Annotated in this window: 20 protein-coding genes and 1 pseudogene; 8 read left to right on the top strand and 13 right to left on the bottom strand. The window is 66.3% G+C overall.

Annotation, left to right across the window (positions count from 1 at the left end):
• Positions 1 to 293 precede the first annotated feature (293 nt).
• From MSP7336_RS24240 to MSP7336_RS23810, 5 genes and pseudogenes are all read left to right on the top strand, one after another.
• Positions 294 to 593: pseudogene (locus tag MSP7336_RS24240) on the top strand (HNH endonuclease signature motif containing protein); the annotation flags it as partial.
• 59 nt (positions 594 to 652) lie between these two features.
• Positions 653 to 1,150, top strand: coding sequence for a nuclear transport factor 2 family protein (locus MSP7336_RS11610; protein ID WP_113963746.1), 498 nt, complete (start codon positions 653 to 655; stop codon positions 1,148 to 1,150).
• Positions 1,147 to 2,124: an NAD-dependent epimerase/dehydratase family protein gene (locus tag MSP7336_RS11605; protein WP_113963745.1), complete on the top strand. Its 978-nt coding sequence runs from the start codon at positions 1,147 to 1,149 to the stop codon at positions 2,122 to 2,124. Before MSP7336_RS11610 ends, MSP7336_RS11605 begins: the two co-directional genes overlap by 4 nt.
• An 11-nt stretch (positions 2,125 to 2,135) precedes the next feature.
• Complete coding sequence (locus MSP7336_RS11600) at positions 2,136 to 2,498, top strand: hypothetical protein (protein ID WP_113963744.1); 363 nt, start codon at positions 2,136 to 2,138, stop codon at positions 2,496 to 2,498.
• A 44-nt stretch (positions 2,499 to 2,542) separates the two neighbouring features.
• Complete coding sequence (locus tag MSP7336_RS23810) at positions 2,543 to 2,995, top strand: hypothetical protein (protein WP_181786704.1); 453 nt, start codon at positions 2,543 to 2,545, stop codon at positions 2,993 to 2,995.
• Positions 2,996 to 3,017: 22 nt separating this feature from the next.
• On the opposite strand, the gene MSP7336_RS11590 is transcribed toward MSP7336_RS23810, so the two are convergent.
• The 3 genes from MSP7336_RS11590 to fdxA are packed head-to-tail and all read right to left on the bottom strand — an operon-like array spanning position 3,018 to position 6,255.
• A complete protein-coding gene (locus tag MSP7336_RS11590; protein ID WP_113963743.1) occupies positions 3,018 to 4,790 on the bottom strand; it encodes an acyl-CoA dehydrogenase family protein in 1,773 nt (590 codons plus the stop codon).
• Positions 4,787 to 5,902 (bottom strand): succinyldiaminopimelate transaminase, encoded by a 1,116-nt coding sequence (gene dapC / locus MSP7336_RS11585; protein WP_113963742.1) that lies wholly within the window; start codon positions 5,900 to 5,902, stop codon positions 4,787 to 4,789. Before dapC ends, MSP7336_RS11590 begins: the two co-directional genes overlap by 4 nt.
• Before the next feature lie 26 nt (positions 5,903 to 5,928).
• Entirely contained in the window at positions 5,929 to 6,255 is a 327-nt protein-coding gene (gene fdxA, locus MSP7336_RS11580) for a ferredoxin (protein ID WP_069396961.1), read from the bottom strand.
• A 153-nt stretch (positions 6,256 to 6,408) separates the two neighbouring features.
• Here fdxA and MSP7336_RS11575 point away from each other — a divergent pair, with 153 nt between their 5' ends.
• Together MSP7336_RS11575 and MSP7336_RS11570 are read left to right on the top strand one after the other, a co-directional pair.
• Positions 6,409 to 6,966 carry a PadR family transcriptional regulator gene (locus tag MSP7336_RS11575; RefSeq protein WP_113964877.1) on the top strand — a complete coding sequence of 186 codons (558 nt, stop codon included), beginning with the start codon at positions 6,409 to 6,411 and terminating at the stop codon, positions 6,964 to 6,966.
• Positions 6,963 to 8,981 (top strand): NADPH-dependent 2,4-dienoyl-CoA reductase, encoded by a 2,019-nt coding sequence (locus tag MSP7336_RS11570; RefSeq protein ID WP_113963741.1) that lies wholly within the window; start codon positions 6,963 to 6,965, stop codon positions 8,979 to 8,981. The genes MSP7336_RS11575 and MSP7336_RS11570 overlap by 4 nt, the downstream gene beginning before the upstream one ends.
• Before the next feature lie 19 nt (positions 8,982 to 9,000).
• Here MSP7336_RS11570 and MSP7336_RS11565 read toward each other — a convergent pair whose 3' ends face one another.
• The 4 genes from MSP7336_RS11565 to mshB all read right to left on the bottom strand — a co-directional run bounded on the left by MSP7336_RS11565 (position 9,001) and on the right by mshB (position 13,800).
• A complete protein-coding gene (locus MSP7336_RS11565) occupies positions 9,001 to 9,591 on the bottom strand; it encodes a YbhB/YbcL family Raf kinase inhibitor-like protein (RefSeq protein WP_113963740.1) in 591 nt (196 codons plus the stop codon).
• Positions 9,592 to 9,662: 71 nt separating this feature from the next.
• Positions 9,663 to 12,233, bottom strand: coding sequence for a bifunctional FO biosynthesis protein CofGH (locus tag MSP7336_RS11560; RefSeq protein WP_069396964.1), 2,571 nt, complete (start codon positions 12,231 to 12,233; stop codon positions 9,663 to 9,665).
• Positions 12,234 to 12,359: 126 nt separating this feature from the next.
• A complete protein-coding gene (locus tag MSP7336_RS11555; protein ID WP_069396965.1) occupies positions 12,360 to 12,821 on the bottom strand; it encodes a hypothetical protein in 462 nt (153 codons plus the stop codon).
• A gap of 70 nt (positions 12,822 to 12,891) precedes the next feature.
• The gene (mshB, locus tag MSP7336_RS11550) at positions 12,892 to 13,800 is read right to left on the bottom strand and encodes an N-acetyl-1-D-myo-inositol-2-amino-2-deoxy-alpha-D-glucopyranoside deacetylase (protein WP_069396966.1); all 909 of its coding nucleotides are present in this window, start codon (positions 13,798 to 13,800) and stop codon (positions 12,892 to 12,894) included.
• A 104-nt stretch (positions 13,801 to 13,904) separates the two neighbouring features.
• Here mshB and MSP7336_RS11545 point away from each other — a divergent pair, with 104 nt between their 5' ends.
• Positions 13,905 to 14,495: a TetR/AcrR family transcriptional regulator gene (locus MSP7336_RS11545; RefSeq protein ID WP_069396967.1), complete on the top strand. Its 591-nt coding sequence runs from the start codon at positions 13,905 to 13,907 to the stop codon at positions 14,493 to 14,495.
• A gap of 11 nt (positions 14,496 to 14,506) precedes the next feature.
• On the opposite strand, the gene MSP7336_RS11540 is transcribed toward MSP7336_RS11545, so the two are convergent.
• The 6 genes from MSP7336_RS11540 to narH form a co-directional block, all read right to left on the bottom strand.
• The gene (locus tag MSP7336_RS11540) at positions 14,507 to 15,400 is read right to left on the bottom strand and encodes a hypothetical protein (RefSeq protein ID WP_139819672.1); all 894 of its coding nucleotides are present in this window, start codon (positions 15,398 to 15,400) and stop codon (positions 14,507 to 14,509) included.
• An 89-nt stretch (positions 15,401 to 15,489) separates the two neighbouring features.
• A complete protein-coding gene (locus MSP7336_RS11535) occupies positions 15,490 to 17,409 on the bottom strand; it encodes an ABC transporter family substrate-binding protein (RefSeq protein WP_084226521.1) in 1,920 nt (639 codons plus the stop codon).
• Positions 17,410 to 19,296: a translational GTPase TypA gene (gene typA, locus MSP7336_RS11530; protein WP_113963739.1), complete on the bottom strand. Its 1,887-nt coding sequence runs from the start codon at positions 19,294 to 19,296 to the stop codon at positions 17,410 to 17,412.
• A gap of 45 nt (positions 19,297 to 19,341) precedes the next feature.
• Complete coding sequence (narI, locus tag MSP7336_RS11525; protein ID WP_069396970.1) at positions 19,342 to 20,121, bottom strand: respiratory nitrate reductase subunit gamma; 780 nt, start codon at positions 20,119 to 20,121, stop codon at positions 19,342 to 19,344.
• Between the two features lie 2 nt (positions 20,122 to 20,123).
• Entirely contained in the window at positions 20,124 to 20,780 is a 657-nt protein-coding gene (gene narJ / locus MSP7336_RS11520; protein ID WP_113963738.1) for a nitrate reductase molybdenum cofactor assembly chaperone, read from the bottom strand.
• A complete protein-coding gene (narH, locus tag MSP7336_RS11515; protein WP_069396972.1) occupies positions 20,777 to 22,438 on the bottom strand; it encodes a nitrate reductase subunit beta in 1,662 nt (553 codons plus the stop codon). Before narH ends, narJ begins: the two co-directional genes overlap by 4 nt.
• Between the last annotated feature and the right edge of the window lie 8 nt (positions 22,439 to 22,446).

The following is a 22,446-nucleotide window of genomic DNA, read 5'->3' as shown; positions in this document are numbered from 1 at the left end:
CAACGGCTCCGTCAGTCACCATCAACACGGCCCGTGACCGGAAGACGAACTGGTCCCATCCTCATGGCAAACCAGTGGTCCCATCACCCTGGCAGGCGACAGCTGAACTTGGACCAAAACAAGCGACACCCGTTTCATCGGACCTTGAGGGACTACCGACGTGCGGCGGCAGAGTGCGCACGCGCACTACCCGTCCTGCCAAACCCCGGTGTCGGCGGGACGCAGATCGATTAACCACTGGGGTTCGAACCTGATTGGCGTCCATCTAGGGTGCACAACTGGAGCATTCATTCAAAGACCGCGGCTGCACCCGCCCCGGCTGCCCGGTACCCGGCTATCTCACCGAAGCCCACCACTGCACCCCCTATGCCACATGCCGCAGCACCGACGTCAACAACCTGACCCTGGCCTGCGGCCCCGATCACCGGCTCACCGAACAAGGCTGGACCACCCGCAAAAACACCCACGGCGACACCGAATGGATCCCACCCCCACATCTCGACCACGGCCAACCCCGCACCAACACCTACCACCACCCCCAAAAACTCCTCCGCAAACACGAAGACCACAACGAAGACGACAACGATCCGTAGCGCCCCGCAGCGGCTCCGTATGCTGAGCGAGTGCCCAACACCGTTCGAAGGGAGCCGCCGTGGACGACGCAGTCACGTTGGCAGAAATCGAAGCGATCAAACGTTTGAAGGCACGATATTGCCGTCACCTGGATGCCAAGGACTGGCAAGCATGGCGCGAGGTCTTTGCCGACGATTTCGTCAGTGACACCAGCGAAGCGGGCGGCAAGGTGATAACCGGCGCCGAAGAGTTCATCAGCTTCATTCGCCGGACCCTGGGCAAGCCCTCGCAGCCCACCGTCCATCAGGTGCACGCCCCGGAGATCGAACTGACCTCGCCCACCACGGCGACGGGCGTCTGGGCGCTCAACGATGTGGTCAGGCTCGGTCCGGGACTCAACCTGCAAGGCTACGGGCATTATCACGAGACCTACGAGAAAGCCGCCGGGCAGTGGCGCATCAAAACCTCCAAGCTGACCCGACTGCGCGAGGACATCTTCAATCCGGTTCTCTCCGTACGTATTTCGAACCGGATGCGGACCGCTGCAGGGCGGGTGGCAAGGCGGCGGCTGCGATGAAGAAGCTGGTGATCGGCGCCAGTGGATTTCTGGGCTCTCATGTCACCCGGCAGCTGGTTGCCCGGGGCGACGACGTACGAGTCATGCTGCGGCACACGAGTTCTACCAAGGGCATCGACGACCTCGACGTCGAGCGTTGCTACGGCGACATCTTCGACGACGCGGCGTTGGCAAGCGCGATGGCGGGCTGTGACGTCGTCTTCTACTGCGTGGTAGATGCGCGGATGTGGCTGCGCGATCCCACGCCGCTGTTTCGCACCAACGTGGAGGGATTGCAGCACGTCCTCGACGCTGCCGTAGAGGCGCGGCTGCGGCGGTTCGTATTCACCAGTACCGCAGGAACAATGGCGATCAGCGACGGTACGCCGGTCACCGAAGACGCTCCGCACAACTGGGACGAGGGCGGCGCCTACATCGCTTCCCGCGTGGCTGCAGAAAACCTGGTGATGACGTACGTGCGGGAAAAGGGCCTGCCTGCGGTCGCGATGTGCATCTCCAACACCTACGGGCCCGGCGACTGGGGGCCCACGCCGCACGGGGCGCTGATCGGCCAAGTGGCGCGCGGCAAGTTTCCGTTCTACTTCGACTTCTCCATGGAAGTGGTCGGCATCGAGGACGCCGCGCGGGCGATGCTGCTGGCCGCTGAGCGTGGCCGGATCGGTGAGCGCTACATCATTTCCGACCGCTACATGAGCACCCGGGAGCTCCATGGCATCGCCGCCACCGCCGGGGGTCGACGTGCGCCGCGCATCAAACTCCCCCTGCCACTGCTATACGCGGCCGCATATCTGAACGACTTCGCCGGACGAATCCTGCGGCGCGACTTTCCGTTTGCCGTTGTCGGGCTGCGCACCGCCGAACTGATGTCACCACTCGACCACAGCAAGGCCACCCGCGAACTCGGGTGGAAGCCAGAGCCCGTCGAGGAATCCATCCGCAAAGCGGCCAGATTTCATATCGATCAGGCCCGGTAGCATCAGTACCCGTGGCGCGCGAAGCCTACGCTCATGACGCCGTTGTGACGATCGAGCCCGGGGCAGACTCCCGCGCGGTCGGTGGCGCGATAACCGTTGCGCTGTGCGGGCACTGGGACCATCAACCGCCGTGTCCGTTGGCGCCTCACCACACGACGGTTACGCCGGTCGGCGAGCGCTTCGAAGTTCGGGTCCTGTTCGCCACCGAGCCGGCCAACGAACACCGGGTCCGGGTCCTGATCGCTGGTGCGCTTGCCGGCGGCCGGCTGAGCGGGCCGGACGGGCGGATTACCACCTGGTGCCTGCAGTCCGACGCCCCGAGCGATGTTCACCGAGACGAGCAGGAGCATGCCCGCCGGCTCGTCGGCGCATAGTTGACGGGTTAACGGCAGCGCCGTCCGAAGGCAAAATTAGAGGCATGGACGCGAGGGTGATCACCCGCGGCCGGTTGGGCATGCTGATCGGCGCCGTGCTGCTGGCCGTTGGCCTGATAGCGCTGTCCTTCCCGGTCTACCTCGACTCATATGACAGGTACGGCCTGCAGGTCAAATGCGGCAATGGCTATGTCACCCAGCTGTTGCAGGCGACTGTCGACGATCATGAACAGCCTCCCGGGGCCGCCACCCACTACGTGGACGAGTGTAAGAGCGCGCTGCTCCACCGACGCGTTCTGACGCTGCCATTGACCGCTGCTGGCACCGTCATCCTGATGGCCGTGCTGATCGCGTGGATGCGGGCCAAGTCGCCGAATTCCGCTGCGCCGCCGTGTGAACAGCGGCCCGACCACACCGAGGAGGAATTCCACGAAGCCGCGGTGCTGGATCGCCGGTACCGCGCGCATCGGCCGCCACCTCACGACACCACGCTCTAGCTCGATTTGGGCGACAACGCCCTCAGTCGGTGACCAGCGCACCGCCGACGAGGTCGTCGAAACGTTCCAGTGCCTCGTCGCCCTCGATGTCGACGCCGCGCAGCGGCCCGGGATCCGCCAGGTACCGCTGCACGTACAACCGCGCCAGCAACGCCTTGCGATCCGTGCCGAATGTGGCGCGCTCCCAGGCGGCCTGCTCGGTGAGCAGGGCACCGGCGTAGACATCGCCCATGAATTGGGCCAGCGCGAAAAGCCGCGCTTCGGCCACGCTGCCGTCCAGTTTCCGCCAGGCCGTGATCGCCGCGTCGAGGTCGTCGATCCGGCGTGACACCAGCTGCGTCGTCGCGTCGTCGTCGGAAACCGACACCGCGTCGCGTAGCCGCTCCAACAGCGGCTGGTGCGCCTCGCTGCGTTCGATCCCGCGACGAACGTCCAGGCACAAGATGTTGTCGGGTCCCTCCCAGATGGTGTTGACCTGCGCGTCACGCAACAGCCGGGCTACCGGCCAATTTTCGATATAGCCGTTGCCGCCGTGGATTTCGATCGCATCCGAGGCCATGGTGATGCCGAGCCGACAGACCTTGAGTTTGGTGACCGGAACCGCGATGCGTTGGGGCACGGCTTTGGGCTGGCGGTGATTGACAGACCCGGTGCCGTCGAATGTCAACGCAAGTGCCGCTTCGACGTCGACGATCATTTCGGCGAGCTTGCGCCGGATCAACGGCTTGTCGATCAGCGCGCCGCCGAACGCCTGTCGCTGCCGGGCATAACACAGCGACTCGACCAGTGCGCGGCGTGCGTTGCCGACCGCGAACAGCGCGATGCCCAGCCGCGCGGAGTTGGTCAGCTCCATCATCCGTCCCAGCCCCTTGCCGTCGTGCGGGCCTTCACCGGACGGTTCACCGGAGAGCAAAAACGCTTCCGCGTCAACGAATTCGATTTCGCCGGAGGCGACCGACCGGGTGCCGAGCTTGTCTTTGAGACGACGAATCCGCACCCCGTTGCGGGAGCCGTCGCGGCGGGTGCGCAGCACCAGGAAGTTGGCGACGCCCCGGCTCGAGTCCGGCGCGCCCTCCGGTTTGGCCAGCACCACGAACACCTGCCCGTCGCAGTTGGACGCAAACCACTTGAATCCGTTGAGCAGCCAGGCATCACCGTGCCGGGTCGCGGTCGTCTCCAACGCACCGAGGTCTGATCCGCCGGTGCGTTCGGTCAGCAGCTGGGCGGTTTCGCCTTCCCATTCGCCGCTGGCGAATTTGGCCAGCACATGCTCACGCACGTCGGCCGGGGCGTAGGCGGCGACCAGTGATTTGACCATGCCGCCGCCAGTGCCCAGCGCGCAGCTCATCCCGATGTCGGCCTGGTTCAGCAGGTAGTTCGCCGCGAACAGTGGCAGCGTCGGGTTGAATCCGGCTTGGCGGACACCGTCTTTGAGCGCCTGGTTGGCGTCGAGCACCGCGCGTTTGGACTGCTTGAATGATGCCGGCTGTACGACTCGGCTGACGTCGTGGCCCCAGCGGTCGTAGCGCTCGAGTCGCGGCGGGTTGCGATCGGTCTCCTCGGCCCACCGCGCCACCGGGCCGCCCATCAGCTCGCCGATGCTGCTCAGATGCGGCTCGGCTACTGCCAGGGCGTCCGGCTGCAGGTAGTACGCCATGATGAACTGCAGGCTCGGGTCGCTGCGATACCAGTTGAGTCCGACAGCTCCGGTGTAGTTCTCCGTGCGGTACCGTTCGGACTTCTCCGGGGTGCAAAACGCCAGCCGGTCCACCGCTTCGCGGTCGTAGTCGCTCACACTGCGACGGTATTACACGGCGCTTTCCCCGACAGTCGCGCGACCGCCGCGGCAATGCGCTCATCGGTCGCGGTCAACGCCACCCGCACATGACGAGCCCCACCCGGGCCGTAGAACTCGCCGGGCGCAACCAGGATGCCGCGCTGCGCCAGCCACGCGACGGTGTCTCGGCACGGTTCACCGCGGGTCACCCACAGATACAGCCCGGCTTGGGAATGGTCGACGGTGAAACCGGCCGACCGGAAGGCGGTCAGCAACGCGTCACGCCGACGCCGGTAGCGGCCGCGCTGCTCGTCCTGGTGGGCGTCGTCGTCCAGTGCGGCGACCATGGCGGCCTGCACCGGGGTGGGCACCATCATCCCGGCGTGCTTGCGCACCGCCAGCAGCTCGGCGACTACCCGGGGATCGCCCGCGACGAAGCCGGCCCGATACCCGGCCAGCGACGAGCTCTTCGACAGCGAGTGCAGTGCGAGCAGGCCGGTGTGGTCGCCGTCGCACACCGACGGATGCAGCACCGACAGCGGCTCGGTATCCCACCCCAGGCCCAGGTAGCACTCGTCGGAGGCCACCAGGGCGCCGCGCTCACGGGCCCACCCGACGACTTTGCGCAGGTGGTCCACGCCAAGCACCCGGCCGGTCGGATTGCTCGGGGAATTGAGGTACACCAGCGCCGGCGTCTGCGGCCCAAGCTGGGTCAGCGAGTCGGCGTGGATCACCTGGGTACGGGCCAGCCGCGCCCCCACGTCGTAAGTGGGGTAAGCCAATTCGGGTACTACCACCTGATCCTGCGGTCCCAGACCCAGCAGCGTGGGCAGCCAGGCGATGAACTCCTTGGTGCCGATGACCGGCAGCACCGCCGCTTCGGTCACCCCGGTGATGCCGTAGCGGCGGTTCAGCGCCTTGACCGCCGCCTCCCGAAGTCGCGGCGTGCCCGCGGTGGCGGGATATCCCGAGGACGCACTGGCGGCGGCGAGCGCCTCCCGGATCCGCGGCGCGACCGGGTCGACGGGCGTGCCGACGGACAGGTCGACGACGCCGTCGGGGTGCGCAGTGGCCAGCGCCCGCGCCTCATCGAGGGTGTCCCAGGGGAACACCGGCAACGACGCCGACACCGGCGGCCGGCGAGTGCCCAAGCCGCTCAGTCGCCCTCACCCTGTGGGGGCAGATCCTTGACCACCTGCGGATCGTTCTCGGTCATGCCGACCTTTGCCGCCCCGCCCGGTGAGCCGAGCTCGGCAAAGAAGTCGGCGTTGATCTGGGTGTAGTGGCTCCATTGTTCGGGCACGTCGTCTTCGTAGTAGATCGCCTCGACGGGGCAGACCGGCTCGCATGCGCCGCAGTCCACGCACTCGTCGGGATGGATATACAGCATCCGAGCGCCCTCGTAAATGCAGTCGACCGGGCACTCCTCAATGCATGCCTTGTCTTTGATGTCGACGCAGGGTTCGGCGATCGTGTACGTCACGAAGGTCTCCTCCAGGTGCGGGTCAACGACGCGGATCCGTTGGTTACTGATACTAGACGTTGCAGACAAAAAGCAACCACGTGCCACCCCCTATGCGCCTTGGTGCAGTGCAACTAGTTGCATATGGCGCTGGATTCTCCCTATGCTGCCCCGGTGGCGCTACAGCACGCGATCCTGGTGTCACTGTGTGAACAGTCCGGTTCGGGCTACGAGTTAGCTCATCGGTTCGATCGCTCGATCGGCTACTTCTGGACCGCCTCCCATCAGCAGATCTACCGTACGTTGCGGGCAATGGAGGGTGACGGCTGGGTGCGCGTTACCCGCATCGCTCAACGGGGCCGACCGGACAAGAAGGTCTACGCGGTTTCTGATGCAGGCAGGGCCGAGCTGGCCCGCTGGATTGGCGAGCCGCTATCGGGGCGCGGCAGCGCGCTGTCAGACACCCGCACCCGCGATTTGGCAGTCAAGTTGCGGGGAGCTGCCTACGGTGACGTGTCGGTGCTACGCACCCAGGTCATGATGTTGCGTGCCGAGCATGCCGAATTGCTGGACATCTACCGCGGATTCGAGAAGAGCCAATTCCCCGATTCGTCGGCGCTGCGCGGTGCCGCGCTGCATCAGTACCTGGTGCTACGCGGCGGCATCCGCGCCCAGGAGGGCGTGATCGAGTGGCTGGACGAGGTGGCAGCGGCACTGGGGGACAAGCCATGACGTATCCGAAACTATTGTCGCCGTTGGATCTTGGCTTCACCACGCTGCGCAACCGGGTGGTGATGGGATCGATGCACACCGGGTTGGAGGACCGATCAGGCCACATCGACCGGCTGGCCGAGTATTTCGCCGAACGCGCCCGTGGCGGCGTCGGGCTGATGATCACCGGCGGTTATGCCCCCAACCGGACCGGCTGGCTGTTGCCGTTCGCCTCGCAGCTGGTCTCCCCCGCCGAGGCCCGACGGCATCGGCGGGTCACCAGTGCGGTCCATGAGGCCGGCGGCAAGATCTTGCTGCAGATCCTGCACGCAGGACGCTACGCGTACCACCCGCTGTCGGTGAGTGCCTCGTCAATCAAGGCGCCGATCAACCCATTTCGCCCACGGGCACTGTCGTCGCGCGGTGTCCTCAGCACCATCTCTGACTTCGTCCGGTGCGCTCAGCTGGCCCGCGAAGCGGGCTACGACGGCGTGGAGATCATGGGCAGCGAGGGGTACTTGATCAACCAATTCCTGGCTCCGCGCACCAACAAGCGCACCGACATCTGGGGCGGCAGCGCTGAAAACCGTCGCCGCTTTCCGGTGGAGATCGTGCGTCGCACCCGGAGCGCTGTCGGCCCGGATTTCATCATCTGCTACCGGATGTCAATGGCCGACTACGTCGAGGACGGTCAGAGTTGGGATGAAACCATCGCTCTGGCAACCGAAATCGAGGCTGCGGGCGCGACAATGATCAACTCCGGTTTCGGGTGGCACGAGGCGAGAGTGCCGACGATCGTCACCTCGGTTCCGCGCGGCGCGTTCGTCGATATCAGCCATGCCGTCGCCACCCAGGTCAGCATCCCGGTGGTGGCGTCCAACCGGATCAACATGCCGCAGGCCGCCGAACAAATCCTGACCGACACCGACGTGCAGCTGGTCTCGATGGCGCGGCCGCTGTTGAGCGATCCGGAGTGGGTGCGCAAGGCCGCCGCGGATCGAGCCCACGAGATCAACACCTGCATCGCCTGCAACCAGGCCTGTCTGGATCATGCGTTCGCGCATAAGCCGGTGTCGTGTCTGCTGAATCCGCGGGCCGGCCGTGAGACCGAGCTGGTGCTGTCGCCGACCCGGCGTGCGCGCACCGTGGCGGTGGTCGGCGCGGGCCCGGCCGGGCTGGCCGCGGCGGTCAACGCCGCCCAACGTGGCCACCGCGTGACGCTGTTCGAGGCCAACGACTACATCGGCGGCCAATTCGACCTGGCCAGGCGCATTCCCGGGAAAGAGGAATTCAGCGAAACCATCCGGTATTTCACGACAATGCTGGACAAACACGGCGTTGCGGTGCGGCTGGGAGTCCGCGTCACGGTCGACGAGCTCATCGGTTACGACGACGTCGTGCTGGCTACCGGTGTGGCGCCGCGGATACCGACGATCCCCGGCATAGACCATCCGATGGTGCTGACGTATGCCGAGGCCATCACCGGCATCAAGGCGGTAGGCAAGAGTGTGGCCGTCATCGGTGCCGGCGGCATCGGATTCGACGTCTGCGAATTGCTGGTCACCGAAACCTCGCCGACGCTGAATCTAAAAGAATGGAAGGCCGAATGGGGCGCGGCCGACCCGCAGGAAGCCCGCGGGGCGCTGGTGGCACCGATCCCGGCCCCGCCGGCCCGTGAGGTGTATCTGCTGCAGCGCACCAAGGGCCCGCAGGGCAAACGGCTGGGCAAGACCAGCGGCTGGGTACACCGTGCATCGGTGAGAGCCAAAGGTGTGCAACAGCTTTCCGGAGTCAATTACGAGCGCATCACCGACGACGGGCTGCACATCAGCTTCGGGGCGAGCCGGCAGCGACCGCGGCTGCTGGCCGTGGACAACGTCGTGGTGTGCGCCGGCCAAGAGTCAGTGCGCGACCTCGAAGACGGATTGCGTGCGCACGGCGTAACCCCGCACATCATCGGCGGTGCCGCGCTGGCCACCGAGTTGGACGCCAAGCGCGCGATCCGGCAGGGCACCCAGCTCGCCGCGCGACTTTAATTCGCGCACTGGCGGCTCGTCAGCCGCTGAATAGGCCAACCGTGCGGGTGTCGGCGATGGCCGCATTGGCGATGCTCTGGGTTGCCTCCTGTGCCGCCGTGGTCGGTGCCAACGCCAACGGTTCGCTCAGCGCGTACAGCTGGAAGCGGTAGTGGTGCACGCCCGTCCCGGCGGGTGGACACGGGCCTAGATACTCGGCTTTGCCGCCGGAGTTCAAGCTGACGCTCGCTTGCTCAGGTAGCGGACCGCCCCCTATTTCGGTGGTCGACGGCGGAATGCCGGTGACCACCCAGTGAACGTAGAGCCCGCCGACGGCGTCGGGATCATCGACGACCAGAGCCAGCGACTTGGCCGCTGCAGGCACGTTCTCCCAGCGAAGCGGCGGCGGCACATTGCGGCCCTTGCAGGTGTACTCGACCGGGATCTCGGCGTTGTCCGCGAACGCCGAACTGGACACGGCGAACTTCGGGGACTCGGTTGGCGCCGCGGACTCGGTTGGCGCCGGGGACTCTGCTACCGAAGAAGTCTGCTGCGGAGGAGTTTCTTTAGCGCCGTTGCACCCGCTAACCGCAAGAATCAGTAGCGCGACAGCGGCCAACGCCAGCCTCATGGGGCTGTGTATACCCCCCGCCGGGCATGGCGTAAAGAGCTCAGCAGCTCGACTTCGGCCCGCGCAGCGGGTTAGGCGGCCAGCGGGGCGTAGGTGGTGGTGCGCTGACGTGCCGGGCGGCCGATGCCCTCGGCGATCGCAACCAGCTCCGCCACCGTCTTGGCCGACCCGTGCTCGGATCCGGCCATCCGCGAGATGGTCTCTTCCATCAGCGTGCCGCCCAGGTCGTTAGCGCCGCCGTTGAGCATCACCTGCGTGCGCTCCACACCCAACTTCACCCAGCTGGTCTGGATGTGAGAAATCCTTCCGTGCAACATGATTCGTGCTAGTGCATGGACCGCGCGGTTATCTCGGTGGCTGGGCCCGGGCCGCGACCCGCCCGCCAGGTACAGCGGCGAATTCTGATGCACGAACGGCAGCGGCACGAATTCGGTGAAACCCCCCGTGCGGTCCTGAATGTCGCGCAACACATTCAGGTGGCCCACCCAATGCCGGGGGTTGTCGACGTGGCCGTACATCATCGTCGACGACGACCGCAGTCCAACCTCGTGCGCGGTGGTCACGATCTCGATCCACATCGACGTCGGCAGCTTGCCCTTGGTCAGCACCCACCGCACTTCGTCGTCGAGAATCTCGGCGGCGGTACCGGGGATGGTGTCCAGGCCGGCCTCGCGCAGACCGATCAACCACTCCCGGATCGACAGACCGCTCTTGGTCACCCCGTTGGCGATCTCCATCGGGGAGAACGCATGCACGTGCATCGACGGCACTCGATCTTTGATCGCGCGCACCAGATCGGCGTAGCCGGTGACCGGCAACTCCGGATCGATCCCGCCCTGCATGCAGACTTCGGTGGCACCGGCAACGTGCGCCTCCCACGCCCGGTCGGCGACCTCGGCTGTCGACAGCGAGTAGGCGTCGGCATCGCCCTTGCGCTGAGCGAACGCGCAGAACCGGCAGCCCGTGTAGCAGATGTTGGTGAAGTTGATGTTGCGGTTCACCACGAAAGTCACGTCGTCACCCACCGCGTCGCGTCGCAGCGAATCAGCCAGTGCGGCAACGGCGTCCAACGCCGGGCCGTCCGCGCAGGCCAACGCCAGGTATTGGGCGTCGCTCAGACCGGCCGGGTCGCGTTCGGCCGCGCGCAACGCGGCCAAGACGTCGGTGTCGATGCGTTCGGGCGCACGGGCGGCCAGCTCGTGCACCTGCGAGCGGATGGAATCCCAGTCGCCGAACGCACTGTCGAGGTCGCTGCGAGTCTCAGTGGCCCGGCCCTGCACGTCGATCGCGGCGTTCAGATCCACCCGGCCGGATGACCCGACGTCGTCGGGCTCCTGCCACGGCATGCCCACCGGTTTGACGTCGCGGGCCAGCCCGGTCGCCGGATCGGCCAGCGCCGCGACGTGTGCGTGAACCCGCGGGTCGATCCACGCCGCCCCGGCCTGCACATACTTGGGCTGCGCGGTCAGCCGCTCCACCAGGTCGTAGCCGGCCTCTGCGGTGATGGCGGCAAGCTCATCCAAAGCGGGCCAAGGTCTTTCGGGGTTGACGTGGTCAGGGGTCAACGGCGAGACGCCACCCCAGTCGTCGACGCCGGCAGCGATCAGCGCCAGACATTCCTTGCGCGACACCAGGTTCGGCGGCGCCTGCACGCGCATGCCCGGGCCTAGCACCAGCCGCGCGACAGCCACCGTCGCCACAAAATCGTCGATCCCGGCATCGGGCGCCGACGCCATCGCGGTGTGCGCTTTGGCTCGGAAGTTCTGCACGATCACTTCCTGAACGTGTCCGAACTCCTTGTGCGACTTGCGGATCGCATGCAAGGTCTCGGCGCGCTCGCGCAGTGTCTCACCGATGCCGACCAGCAGGCCGGTGGTAAAAGGAATCGACAGCCGGCCGGCATCGGTCAGCGTGCGCAACCGGACCGCCGGATCCTTGTCCGGACTGCCGTAATGCGCAAGTCCCTTGGTTTCGAACAGCCGCCGCGACGTGCTTTCCAGCATCATGCCCATCGACGGGGCGACCGGCTTCAGCCGCGACAGCTCCGACCAGCTCATCACCCCGGGGTTCAGGTGCGGCAACAGCCCGGTTTCTTCGAGCACCCGGATCGCCATCGCCCGCACGTAGGACAAGGTGGAGTCGTAGCCGCGTTCGTCAAGCCACTGGCGCGCTTCGGGCCAGCGGTCCTCCGGCCGGTCGCCGAGCGTGAACAACGCTTCCTTGCAACCGAGTTGGGCGCCGCGACGGGCGATGTCCACGATTTCGTCGGGCTCCAGGTACATGCCGGCGCCCTGGGCGCGCAGCTTGCCCGGCACCGTGACAAAGGTGCAGTAGTGACAGCTGTCCCGGCACAGATGGGTCACCGGGATGAACACCTTGCGCGAATAGCTGACCGGCAGCCGCCCGGTCGAGCCACGCCGCCCGGCCGATTCCAAACCCGCGTCGCGCACCCGGGCCGCGCTGCGGCACAGATCGTCGAGATCGTCGCCGCGTGCGGTCATGGCGATCGCCGCCTCGTCGACGTTGAGCGCCACCCCGTCGCGGGCGCGCCTCAGCACACGCCGCAGCGCCGACGGGCTCGGTTTTGATGGGACCACGGGGTTCGGCAACGCGACGGTCTGGTCGCCTGGGGTCAGCGGCACGTTCGTGTAACTTCCGCTCGGTCGAATTTCATCCGCGGGTTCCACCGATCTGCAGCCTCGGCGCCTGCCATAGGGGCAACAGTAGCGCCAGCCGGATTCCGACCGGCGAGCGCGCTCGACGGGAAGCTAGTGCCGGACTTTGCGTCGCCACAGCACCCATGCCGGCGGTGCCGTGCCCAGCACGATCAGCAACAGCGCGCCGTAGGCCATCACCCCCTGACCGCCGAGGATGATATCGCCCCCCGGTCCCCCCAGGGTCATCGCGGCCACCGTCAGCAACCAGGTCCACAGTGGCAAGGCCGCCACCCGCGCCGACTTCGTCCAGCGCCCGGCGGCCCAGACCAAAGCGGCGTTGAGCAGGCCGCTGAGCAACGCGCTGACGGGAAATGGGATCGAACCGATGTAGGTGGGCAGCAACAGCGCGCCGGCCAGTGCCGAGAGGATCCCGTCGACGGCCAGCAACGTCAGGACGACGATGCGGGTGGCCGGATCTGTCGCACCGGTTTCGTCAACCGGGCGGGCGCGCGGCTTGGTGTCGGTCAGGTGGGGATGCTGTCGATCTGCGAATAGATCGAGGAGATGACCCACTGGAAGCTGTCGAGCCGGTCCTGCCAGTGTTGCTGGTTGTAGTCCAGGTCGGGATCCATGGTGTTGGAGCCTACCGCGTCGTCGGCCCGGACAGGTCGAGACCGGCCAGCAGATCGGTCTCCCAACCCCGGGCGTCCCGCTCGCCGGGACTGCCGTGGGCAAGGACGTAATGCTCCTGGCCGATGATGGGCAAGGCGAGGTTGTTCGACAGCGCACACGCCCGTCCGGTCGGGCCGACGGCGACCTGGGTGGCATGCGCGGCGAGCGCCGCCGCCTTGGCGGCCACAGCGTCCTGGGCGTCGACGACGGCGTCGATCTGTTCGTCGGAGTACACCAAGCCGTCAAATTCCCCGCCCTCTTGCGGCACCACCCATTCGGGTCGCAGGTCATCGGGTGTTAGCGCGGCCAGGCCGGCGCCAATGCCGGTCCTGGCGATCACCGTCCAGTAGAACTTCGGCACCGCCCACGGTGTCCCCGGGTAGGCATCGTCGGTGGCTGCCGCCGACAGCGCCGCGGTGGTGACGACGTGAGTATGGATGTGGTCGGGATGCCCGTAGCCGCCGTTGGGGTCGTAGGTCACAACCACATGCGGACGCAGCTCGCGGATCAGCGCAACCAGTGCGCCGACGACCTCGCGCTCGTCGGCGTCGATGAAGCGCTGTCGCTGCCGCGGTGCGGTACCGGCCATGCCCGAGTCACGCCAACGACCCGGGCCGCCCAGAAAGATCGGGGGACCAATCCCCAAGGCCCGCAACGCCGCAGTGAGCTCGCCGATGCGGTAGCCGCCGAGTTGGTCGGCGTGATCGGCGGCCAGCTGTGCCCATTGGTCGCCGATGACTTCGCCCTCCTCGCCGAGGGTGCAGGTGACGACGTGCACCTGCGCGCCACGTGCGGCGTAATGGGCGATGGTCGCCCCGGTGGTCAGGCTTTCGTCGTCGGGATGGGCATGCACGAACAGCAGTCGCGGCGTCTCGGGCATGGACGAACAATACAAGGCTGCCCGCAGCGCAATAGTGCACGCGCCGCCGCAAACGCCGAGCTAGCAGCACCAAATGAAGGCCGCCGACGGCTACGATCAAGATCATGGTGCGACAAAACAGCGCGGTCCGCGGCCGCCGCCGGGGTGCGGAACTCGAGCACGCACTGTACGACGCGACGCTGGATGAGCTGGCTGCCGTTGGATATGCCGGGCTCACCATGGAGGGCATCGCGGCACGAGCGCGGACCGGTAAGGCCGCGCTGTATCGACGTTGGGCGACTAAGCGTGCGCTGGTTCAGGATGCGTTGCGCTACGCGCTGCCCCCCCTACCCGAGCCGCGAAAGGGCCGGTCGGTGCGGGAAAACCTGTTGGAAGTCTTCACCGCTCACTGCAATTTGCTGGCCGGCAAAACGGCATTTCCAAGCCTGCCGATCATCGGCCAGCTCATCCACGAACCGGAACTGCGTCTCGTCTTTGCCGACGCCGTCGTCGAACCCCGTTTGCGCATCATCGAATCCATCCTGCAGGCCGGAACGGACAACGGCGAGATCGACCCGGCGCGGCTGACCCCGCTGACGGCACGCGTGGGACCCGCATTGATCAATCAGTACCTGTTACTCAACGGCGTTCCGCCCAACAAGCGGTTCCTCAAACAGGTCGTCGACACGGTGATTCAGCAGATCACTCCCGTGTAGTCGCGCTGAGATCAGAAGGCGCCGAGCAGGGCGCCCATGCCGATGATCTGCCCGAGCTCCACGACATTGCCGAAGGCAATGACGTCTTGGAAGACGGCCGGAAGATCTTGGGCCAGGACGGCCTCGAAGGCGGCTGTGTTGATGAGGTTCTGCAGCGCCGCGACGAAGGCGGTCGTGTTGAGGTCCTGCAGCGCTTCCCCGAGAGCCTCGCTCTGAACGACGAAATTGCTGCTGAAATCCTCGCCGGCAGAAGCGAGGTCGTTGCCCAGTGTCGTCAGCGAGGCTTCCAGGTTCGCGAGATCGACAGCGAAGGCGCTCATGGCATTGGCGAGGTCAGCGGTCAAGAAGGGACCCTGCGCGCCTGCGAGCGCGGCGGCTTGGGAGCCGGCCCCATCGGTGGCACCGAGCGACGACCCGTTGACGGCCCCGTTGATGCCGGGCGTCTCGAGGTTCAGCGCAGGAGCAATGGCGCTGGCGTCAGCCGGGTCGACCACGATGCCGTTGGCGTTGAAGAGACTGGTCAGCGGGTTTTCGATGAAGTCGGTTTCGTGGACGATCGCATTTGCGCCGTTCAGACCGTCGATCGTCGGGCCTGCGAGGTCGCCCAGTGCACCGATGGTGTCCCGGTCCACCGTCAGCAGACCATCGAAATACTCTTTGTCGAAGCCAGGGTCTCCGACCGGCAACGGCAGGAAGATGCTGCTGTCTCCGGTGGCCTGCACCGCCGGCGAGCGGACCTCAAGTCGTGGCGGCGTCAACCTCGGTGTCAGCACCGGTGTCACGCCCGGTGTAACCGCGATGACACCTACCGCAGTAAGCGCAACGGTCGCGGCGAGGCTGTGACGAGCGGCGAGTTGCATGTCGGCCCCCAGGGGTAATGGCCACGTGCCGGTGTGGGCAGCCAAATCTTACCTGAGTAAAGCCTGAGAGCAAGGCTTAATGTCGGTTTTTCAGCGTTCTCGCAGCGACGGCGCGTCCAGCACCGATGGCCAGCTCACTGGGCAACTTTGATCCATTGACCGGCGTCGCCGACGATTCCGACAGGCACCGAACCTGAGAGACTCACATTGCGGACACTGGGGCCAGCGGCCACGATCGTGGTGTCCTGCAGGATCGGCAGCACCGTCGACATGTTCCACAACCGCGGCTCGACCGCATTGATGACGTCGTTGATGTTCTTCGTGCCGGCCAGCGCGGCATCGATGTTCGACTGGATGCTGTGGTCGCAGATCCCGGTGATGTTCGACGGCGCCTGCACCAGCGCTCCCGGCTCGGGCCCCCGGTTCGGCGTCGTCGGTGTCGGGGTGGTCGACGTGGTGGCGGAAGCTGACGTAGAGGTCGGGGATGCCCCCGGGGTCGGGGCGGGCGCCGCGACCGACGTCGACACCGTCGTGGCCTCCAGCGCGGGACACCCGTACCGGGAGGCCAGCAACGTCGCCAGATTCCCTCCGGCCCGGCGCCATCCGACGATGGCGTCCACCCGATTGTTGGTCAGCGCGTCACGATAGAGCGTCACCGGATCCAAAGCGAGGACCGTCGCGGCGATACCGACGTTGCGCAACTGGTCGGCGGCAGTGTTGGCCACTGCTACCGACGTCGGGTCGTTGGCCGCTACCCCGATGACCAGAGACAGCTGATTGCCGTCCTTGCTGATCCGGCCCCGGGTGATCTCCGGCGCCCCGCTGCTCGGCGTCCGATCTGTGGGTGGCGGCACCGTCGGCGAGGTGTCGTTTTCGATCTGATATCCCGCCGACTGCAATAAAGCCAGCGCTGCTGATTGGCTCATCGCCGGCGGCGCTGTCGGCACGTACCCGGGGTCGCTCGGCGAGCGGATCTGCGCCTGGTCCAGCGTCACGGTGTTGTCGCTGCCGGCGCCCACCGCGGCGAGCAGGTCGACGTCGAGCAGTCCCAGGATCGCCTTGCGCACTTGAACATCGGCCAGCTTGGGCACATTGGCACGCAACGTGAGCTGCATGACCCGCGGCGCCACGATCCGCGCGGTCCGCACCTCCGGGATCGCTGACAGCTGCGCGAAGGCCGCCGACCCTCCGTGCACCTGAGCCACCTGGGTGTCGCCGTTGCGGATCGAATCGGCCAGCGCCGCGGGCGCACCGGCACGCCGGAACAAGATCAGATCGGGTTTGGCGGGTGGGCCCCAGTAGCGGTCGTTGCGGGCCAGCAGAATCTCGTCGCGTTGTGGGTCGATGTTTTCCACCCGGAACTGCCCGCCGGTGACCGGCAACGCGCGCGCCAGCCCGGCGGGGAAGCCGCCCGGCACGTCTTTGACGATGTGGGCGGGCAGGATGTTGTTGAACAACTCTCGCCACGCCGGGTACGGCCGCGCGAAGGTGACGACGGCCTGCTTGCCGCCGTCGATCGATTGCACGCCGGTGATCAGGTCGTAGCCGGCCGGGTCGACCACACCGGGCTGGCCGACCATTTGCCGCCACAGATACCAGAAGTCGTCGGCGGCGATCGGCGCGTTGTCGGTCCATTGCGCCTCGGGTCGGATCTTGTAGGTCACCGTGAAGGGGTTGTCGTTGGTCACCTCGGCGGAGATCAACAGTGTCGGATCCATTTCCCAGCGCGATCCGGTCGGCTCGGAGGGGTCGGGCACCGGCCGGAATGTGCTGGGCAACACCAGCGAGCTGATCGCGGCGTTCACCGCCGACAGGTCCGACACCAGGTGTGGGTTGAACCCGGCTCCGATCGAGTCGATGCCCATGATGATCTGAGTGACCCGCTGCGGCGGCGGCTCCGTGCTCTTGGGCGTTTCCGTGCTCTGCGGCGCCGGCGGCGGGTTGACCGTACAACTCACCAGCATCAGGGACGACCCCAGCACACCGATGGCGAGGCGAGCTGGTTTCAGCACGCCCCACAGGGTATCGGCCGATCGCCCGGTCGCTAGCCCCATCTACGCCCGGGCCTTGGCCCGCGCACGGCTACGTGCCCGGGCCGCGGCGTTCAGCTCGACCTTGCGCACCCGCACCACCTCCGGCGTCACCTCGACGCACTCGTCGGGTCCGCAGAACTCCATGGCCTGCTCGAGGTCGAGCTCGAGCGGCTTGGGCAGCGTTTCGATGACGTCGGCAGTCGAGGAGCGCATATTGGTCAGTTTCTTTTCCCGGGTGACATTGATGTCGAGATCTTCCGGGCGCGCGTTGACGCCGACGACCATGCCTTCGTAGGTGTCCTGGCCGGGCTCGACGAAGAACTGTCCCCGGTCGGCCAGCTGGAGCAGCGCGAACGGCGTGATGGTTCCGCTGCGATCGGACACCAGCGACCCGGTGTGGCGGGCCCGGATCTCTCCCGCCCACGGCGCATAACCGTCGAAAACGGCGTGGCCGATCCCGGTGCCGCGGGTTTCGGTGAGGAAATCGGTGCGCCAGCCGATCAACCCGCGGCTGGGCACCACGAAATCCATCCGCACCCAACCGGTGGCGTGGTTGGCCATCTCGACCATGCGGCCCTTGCGGGCGGCCATCAACTGGGTGACCGCACCGACGTACTCCGCGGGGCAATCGATGGTCATCGCCTCGAACGGCTCGTGCAGTTGGGCGTCGATGATCTTGGTGACCACCTGCGGCTTGCCGACCGTCAGCTCGTAGCCCTCCCGGCGCATCTGCTCGACCAGCACCGCCAGTGCCAGCTCACCGCGGCCCTGGACCTCCCAGGCGTCGGGCCGGACGATGTCGAGCACCCGGATCGACACATTGCCGACCAACTCGGTGTCCAACCGCGCCTTCACCATTCGTGCGGTCAGCTTGTGCCCGGGCACCTTGCCTGCCAACGGCGAAGTGTTGGTGCCGATGGTCACCGAAATCGCCGGCTCGTCGACGGTGATGCGCGGCAGCGCAACGGGATTCGCAGGGTCCGCGAGGGTGTCGCCGATCATGATCTCCGGGATACCGGCGACCGCGACGATGTCGCCGGCCACGGCCTGTTCGGTCGGTGAGCGCTCGACACCTTCGGTGGCCAGTAGTTCGGTGATCTTCACGGTGGCGACGACGGGTTGCCCGTCGATCTCGCGCAGCCAGGCAACTTGCTGGCCTTTGCGCAATCGCCCGTTGTAGATGCGGACCAGCGCCAGTCGGCCCAAGAACGCCGACGCGTCGAGGTTGGTCACCAGCGCCTGCAACGGAGCGTCTGGATCGCCGCTGGGCGGTGGAATGTGTTGCAGCAGAACGTCGAACAGCGGATCGAGGTTCTCACCGTCCGGAATCTGGCCGTCCGACGGTGGCACGGTGCTGGCTACCCCGGCGCGTCCGGAGGTGTACAGGGTGGGCAGCCCGAGGGCCGCTTCGGCGGCCTTGGCCGCGTCGTCGTCGAGGTCGGCGGCCACGTCGAGCAGCAGGTCGTGACTGGCGTCGACGACCTCGGCGATGCGGGCGTCGGGCCGGTCGGTCTTGTTGATGACGAGGATCACCGGCAGATGCGCAGCCAGCGCCTTGCGCAGCACGAACCGCGTCTGCGGGAGGGGACCTTCGGAGGCGTCGACCAACAGCAGGACCCCGTCGACCATCGACAGGCCGCGTTCGACCTCACCACCGAAATCCGCGTGGCCCGGGGTGTCGATCACGTTGATGACGGTCACCGATCCGTCGGGGTGATGGCGGTGCACGGCGGTGTTCTTGGCCAGGATCGTGATGCCTTTTTCGCGCTCCAGATCACCGGTGTCGAGCACCCGCTCGGTGGCCTCGCCGCGCTCATGCAGCGCGCCGGACTGCCGCAACATGGCGTCCACCAAGGTCGTCTTGCCGTGGTCGACATGCGCGACGATGGCGACGTTGCGGAATTGCACCGGGTGATTCTGCCAGTGCGGCTTGCGTTCGCGGAAATCGAGGCGCTACCAGCCGCGTCGGCGCGGCGCCGACCCCACTATTTCCCGGTCTTCTTTCTTGACTTCCTTCTTGTCGCCCGCCGCGTCACGGGAACGGACCGCCTCGCGGCTGCGGTAGACGATGTAGGGCCGGAACAGATATCCGATCGGCGCGCTGAAGGCGTGCACCAACCTGGTGAACGGCCACAAGCAGAACAGCACCATGCCGATCGCGGCGTGCAACTGGTAGTCGAGCGGTGCGCCGACCATGTTCTCGCCGCCCGGCCGCAGATCGAAAATGCCGCGGAACCACACCCCCACCGTGTTGCGGTAGTGGTACACGTGGGCGTGGCCACCCATTCCGGTGCCGAGCAAGGTGCAGTACAAGCCCACCAGCAGCGCCAGCGCCAGCACCACATACATCACCTTGTCGGACAACGTGGTGGCCATCCGCACCGGTCCACTGGTCATCCGCCGGTAGATCAACAACCCGATACCGATCACGGTGGCGGTACCCGCGATGGTCCCGAGCAGCACCGCCTGGACGTGATAGGCCTCCTGGCTGATATGCAGTGCGTCGGTGAACCGCGGGGGAATCACCAAACCCATCACGTGCCCGGCGAACACCGTCAGGATGCCGAAGTGGAAGATGGGACTGGCGATTTGCAGCAGCCGCGACTCATAGAGCTGTGAGGAACGGGACGTCCAACCGAACTTGTCGTAGCGATAGCGCCACCAGCTGCCGACGATCAAGACCGCCAACGTGACGTACGGGGAGATGTCCCAGAAAATTGCGGCGCGATCCAATTCTAGCCGCCTCCTTTTTCCCGTCGTGGTGGCACGGTCAATGTGAACGGTTGCAGGCCAACAGCTTCCGCGGGCGGCCCGGAGTCGGCCAACCGGCGGGCGCGCTGCACATCCTGGTCGGTAACGCCGGGCAGCGTCTCGCACACGGCCGCGATGGTGTCCGCGTACGGCGACTGCGCTTCGGTCAGGGCTTGTAGCAGCACGTCGATGGGCACCCGGTGCTCGACCAACAGTTGCCGGCCCGCCTCCGGGTCGACGGTCGCCGCGAACTCGAGCACGACCGGCAGGTGGTCGGGGGCTTCATTGCGCGGCGGCTGCACTCCCGCTTGCCGGTAGACGGTGGCGAATGCCAGCATCTCCCGCCCGCGGTTGCGCGTGTCGCCGGCGGTCCAGTACGTCAGGTACATCGTCGACCGACGCCGCATGTCGAAGGTTTCGACGTAGTCGCTGGCGGCGGCCAGCGGATCGGTCGCCCGCAGCGCGGCGACCGTGCGGGCCAGCAGCTCAGCGGCGCGCCCGTCGATATGGGTCAGCAGCCTCTCGACGGTGTCGAGCCGCTCGTCGTGCTGTTCGTCGGGGTAGGCCAACAGCAACGACGCTGCCTGCCACACCAACCGGTCACTGCGCGCGGGTCCTCGCGATCTGTTCAGCAGTTTCATTGCTTCTGCTTCCCGGGGAACATCCCGGCCGGCACACCTCTGCCGTCCCAGTTCAACAGGTTCACTCGCGACCGAGGGCGGGCGTCGCCGGCCGGTCCTGGCGAGCCCGGCCGCTGCTGCATCGCGTGGAACGCCTCCACCGCAACCGGCACCGCTTCCTCGGCGGCGTTGTCGAACGGACCCGACTCATACATGCCCGGACCGCCGTCGCCCGACAACGAACACTCCATGTCGTGCGCGGCGGCCGGAATCTCGCCGGTGTAGGCGGTCGGAATGACGTAGCGATCTTCGTATTTCGCGATCGCGAGCAGACGATACATCTCGTAGATCTGCTCCTCGGTCATCCCGACAGCCGCCGGGATATGCGGCTGGGTCTCGCGGCCGAGGTTGATGTCGCGCATGTACGAGCGCATGGCCGCCAGTCGCCGCAGCACCGCGTCGACAACGGAAACGTCACCGGCGGTGAACAATTCAGCCAAGTACTGGATCGGGATGCGGAGCGCGTCGATCGCGCCGAACAGGTTGCCGACCTCCTCGCCGTCGTGCCCGTCGCGACTGATCGCGTCGACCACCGGCGAAAGCGGCGGCACATACCAGACCATCGGCATGGTCCGATACTCCGGATGCAGCGGCAGCGCCACCTTGTACGTCTTGATCAGCGCATAAATGGGCGAACGTTGCGCGGCTTCGATCCAGTCGTCGGATATGCCACCGGCCCGCGCGGCGGCGATCACCTCGGGATCGTTGGGGTCCAGCAAGATGTCGCATTGCGCCTCATACAGGTCGGTGTCCTTTTCCACCGTCGCCGCTTGCAGCACCCGGTCCGCGTCGTAGAGCACCAGCCCCAGATAGCGCAGCCGCCCGACGCACGTTTCCGAACAGATCGTCGGCAGGCCGACCTCCATGCGGGGGTAGCACAACGTGCACTTCTCGGCCTTGCCCGTCTTGTGGTTGAAATACACCTTCTTGTAAGGGCATCCGGACACGCACATCCGCCAACCACGGCAGCGGTCCTGGTCGACGAGCACGATGCCGTCCTCGCTGCGCTTGTACATCGCGCCGGACGGGCAGGAGGCGACGCAAGACGGGTTGAGGCAGTGCTCGCAGATACGCGGCAGGTAGAACATGAAGGTCTCTTCGAGCGCAAGCTTGACCTCTTGGGAAACTTGGCTGACCTTCTTCAGGATCGGGTCCTCGGCCAGGATCTCCGGCGATCCGGCGAGGTTGTCGTCCCAGTTCGGTCCCCAGGTGATCTTCATCGGTTCGCCGGTGATCTGGCTGCGCGGCGCGGCGACCGGGAACGTGTCGCCCAGTGGTGCCGAGGTCAGGTTCTCGTAGTCGTAGGTCCACGGCTCGTAGTAGTCGTTGATCTCCGGCAACTTGGGGTTGGCGAAGATCCGCAACAGCTTGTGGATCCGGCCGCCGTCGCGCAATCTCAGCCGGCCCTTCTTGTCGCGGATCCAACCCCCGCGCCAACGATCCTGATCCTCGTAGGTGCGTGGATAACCTTGACCCGGGCGGGTTTCGACGTTGTTGAACCAGACGTACTCGGTGCCGGTGCGGTTGGTCCAGGCCTGCTTGCAGGTCACCGAGCAGGTGTGGCAGCCGATGCACTTGTCGAGGTTCATCACCATCGCAAGCTGGCCCATAACTTTCATCGTTGATC

This window comes from Mycobacterium shimoidei (assembly GCF_900417275.1).
Taxonomy (GTDB): Bacteria; Actinomycetota; Actinomycetes; order Mycobacteriales; family Mycobacteriaceae; genus Mycobacterium; species Mycobacterium shimoidei.
The sequence above is the reverse complement of the archived record's forward strand: the minus strand, read 5'-3'. Positions and strand labels throughout refer to the sequence as shown.

Coding starts and splice junctions, on each gene's coding strand:
- MSP7336_RS11605 (WP_113963745.1), top strand. CDS start 1,147: ATGAAGAAGCTGGTGATCGGCGCCAGTGGATTTCTGGGCTCTCATGTC.
- MSP7336_RS23810 (WP_181786704.1), top strand. CDS start 2,543: ATGGACGCGAGGGTGATCACCCGCGGCCGGTTGGGCATGCTGATCGGC.
- MSP7336_RS11570 (WP_113963741.1), top strand. CDS start 6,963: ATGACGTATCCGAAACTATTGTCGCCGTTGGATCTTGGCTTCACCACG.
- MSP7336_RS11565 (WP_113963740.1), bottom strand. CDS start 9,591: ATGAGGCTGGCGTTGGCCGCTGTCGCGCTACTGATTCTTGCGGTTAGC.
- mshB (WP_069396966.1), bottom strand. CDS start 13,800: ATGCCCGAGACGCCGCGACTGCTGTTCGTGCATGCCCATCCCGACGAC.
- MSP7336_RS11545 (WP_069396967.1), top strand. CDS start 13,905: ATGGTGCGACAAAACAGCGCGGTCCGCGGCCGCCGCCGGGGTGCGGAA.
- MSP7336_RS11535 (WP_084226521.1), bottom strand. CDS start 17,409: ATGGGGCTAGCGACCGGGCGATCGGCCGATACCCTGTGGGGCGTGCTG.
- narJ (WP_113963738.1), bottom strand. CDS start 20,780: ATGAAACTGCTGAACAGATCGCGAGGACCCGCGCGCAGTGACCGGTTG.
- narH (WP_069396972.1), bottom strand. CDS start 22,438: ATGAAAGTTATGGGCCAGCTTGCGATGGTGATGAACCTCGACAAGTGC.